This is a genomic window from Kribbella sp. (assembly GCF_035687465.1).
Taxonomy (GTDB): domain Bacteria; phylum Actinomycetota; class Actinomycetes; order Propionibacteriales; family Kribbellaceae; genus Kribbella.
Genome location: NZ_DASRXP010000086.1, coordinates 1 through 2,408 on the forward strand (window position 1 = coordinate 1; position 2,408 = coordinate 2,408).

The following is a 2,408-nucleotide window of genomic DNA, read 5'->3' on the forward strand; positions in this document are numbered from 1 at the left end:
GCAGCACCCAGAGGCAGCCGTTCTCGGTGGTGGCGTCGTCGAGCGCGATCCACGCGGCGGTCAGCGAGCGGTCCCGGGTCGGGATGAACATCTCGTCCTGGTGCCAGGCCTGCCCGGGCTTGCCCTCGGACTTGATGAACAGCATCGACTGCATCGCCTTCACGTTCGGGCCGATCAGCTTGGTGAGCGCCGAAACGATCGCGGGATGGCGCATCGTGGCGAGCATCAGGTCGGAGAACTTGTGCGGGTAGTGGATGCAGAGATACCGGCGCAGTACCTCCTCGTCGGTGTCGGCCGCGTCGACGGGCAGCTCGCCGATGATGGGGCCGAGCTCGCCACGGGCGATCCGGACGGCCTCCTCCAGCAGCTTGCCGACCTCGCCGGGGTTCAGAGCGTGGTCGAGCACGACGAAGCCGTCTCGGTCGTACTGGCTCTTCAGATCAGTGTTCGTCACCCTTCGATCATCGCCTGCGCGTCCGGCGTCACGCCATGGCGTGAGTTGCCCTTCGGATGGCGAATCGACGCAGCCCCGGAGAACAAGGCGGCAGGAGCGTCTCTCATCACCAGGTCGACGAGGTCAGGTCCGAGCCGGGGCAGGAAGTCCCGGCCGAGCACGTCCATGCCGGGGCCGCCGCCGTACGCCCGCAGCATCGAGCGGCGGCCGACGTCCGTACCGAGGCAGACCTGGCCGGCCAGCCCCACGGCCGCCAGACCCTCGATGAGGTCCAGGATGCGCGAGTCGGGACCGTACTTGATCCGTCCGATCGTGTCGTAGACGAGGTAGGCACCGCGGGAGGCCAGTTCCTTGTGCAGCTCGAGGTCGGGGTTGCGGTCGGTGTGGCAGAGCAGGACCTGGTCGGCCGCGACGCCCAGTCGGGCCAGGTTGTCGAGGATCTCGTGCGTCGCCGTACCGGTCTCACAGTGCACGGCCACGGGCACTCCGACCGTCAGTGCAGCCTCCGCGCCGGCGCGGAACCACCGCTCCTCATCGGCCGTGATGCGCTGATAGGAGGCGCCGAGCTTGACGATGCCGGCCCTGACCGTCGACGGCACCGGTCGCGGACCGGCCCAGTCGCGATCGTCCATCCCGACGGTGAGGTCGGTCAGCAGGATGTCGAGGAGCAGGTCCTCCGAGACCTCGCGTGCCCAGTGCCAGGCGGGGTAGTGCGCCGAGCGGTGGTAGCCGGTGGCGGCCACGACGTGCAGGCCCGCGTCGGCGGCCAGCTTGGCCAGCGCGGACGGGCGGCGGCCCAGACCCACAGGCGTCAGATCGATGACGGTGCCGATCCCGCTGGACCGGACCGCTGCGGCCTCGGTCGTGGATTTGTCCGCATCCCAGAACTCGTCGCCAGGCAGGGCCGGGGTGCGCAGGAAGAGATGTTCGTGGGCGTCGACATAGCCGAGCTCGGCCGGTCTCACCGGCCCGAGCACCGTCATCACGTCGGTCATCGGGCCAGGGAGACGTGGAAGACGAACTCGTCACCCGCGTACCGGGTCTGGGTCTTCTCGAGCGGCTGGCCGCTCTCATTGACGATGAGGCGCTCTTCGACGAGCAGCGCAGTACCGGGAGCGACGGCGAGCAGTTCCGCGTCCTCGTCGTCGGCGTTGATGGCGACCAAGGTCCCCGACGCGTTGGTGGGAATCTCGCCGAGCGCTCGCAGCGCGTCGTGCAGGGAACCGTGCTCGAGATCCTCGGCCAGTACGGCGCTACAGGACATCGGGAGTACGACGTTCTCGATCGCGACGGGCTTGTCATCGGCCAGACGGAGCCGGCGTACGTGCGTCACCTTGGCCCGGGGTGCCAGGTGGAGCGCGGCGAGTTCCTCGGTGCTGCCGGTGCGAAGCTCGGCCACCAGGATCCTCGAACCGGCCACCGCTCCGCGTCGGGCCATCTCCTCGGTGAAGGATCGCAGCCGGGCGATGTCGCGATGGACCTTCGGCTCGGCCACGAAAGTGCCGACCCCGGGCACCCGATAGATGAGACCTTCGTCGGCGAGGCGTTGCGCGGCCTGACGCACGGTCATCCTGCTGACGTTGAACAGTGCGGTCAGGTCCGAGTCCGACTCGACCGCGTCGCCGGGCTGGGAGTTGGCGATCCGGCTGCGCAGGTGGCGCTCGATTGCCTGGTGGCGCGGGATCGATCGAGTCGTCATGGAGGCAGTCTAGACAGGTTGGCCGGTCTCGACTAGCGTCCACCTGTCTAGACAGGCTGCACTGGCGACGACTGAGGAGGCGGCGTGACGGACGACGTCGTGCTCGGCATCGACATCGGCGGTACCCGGACGAAGTGGGTGCGCTGGTCACCGAAGGACGGCGTACAAGATCAGGGGGAGCAGGCGACGCCTCGCTCGGGTGCGCCGGACCTGCTGTCAGCGGTCGCCGGCCTGATCGAGGACGCGAAGGTCGAG

The 2,408-nt window shown here is 68.7% G+C and carries 3 protein-coding genes; all 3 read right to left on the reverse strand.

Annotated features, from left to right (window positions below):
• Window positions 1–454, reverse strand: a 454-nt coding sequence (locus VFG33_RS04245; protein WP_325022578.1) for a phytanoyl-CoA dioxygenase family protein, incomplete at its 3' end; no start/stop codon positions are given.
• Window positions 451–1,449, reverse strand: coding sequence for a phosphotriesterase family protein (locus VFG33_RS04250; RefSeq protein ID WP_325022580.1), 999 nt, complete (start codon window positions 1,447–1,449; stop codon window positions 451–453). The genes VFG33_RS04250 and VFG33_RS04245, both read right to left, overlap by 4 nt.
• The gene (locus tag VFG33_RS04255) at window positions 1,446–2,153 is read right to left on the reverse strand and encodes a GntR family transcriptional regulator (RefSeq protein ID WP_325022582.1); all 708 of its coding nucleotides are present in this window, start codon (window positions 2,151–2,153) and stop codon (window positions 1,446–1,448) included. The genes VFG33_RS04250 and VFG33_RS04255 overlap by 4 nt, the downstream gene beginning before the upstream one ends.
• Between the last annotated feature and the right edge of the window lie 255 nt (window positions 2,154–2,408).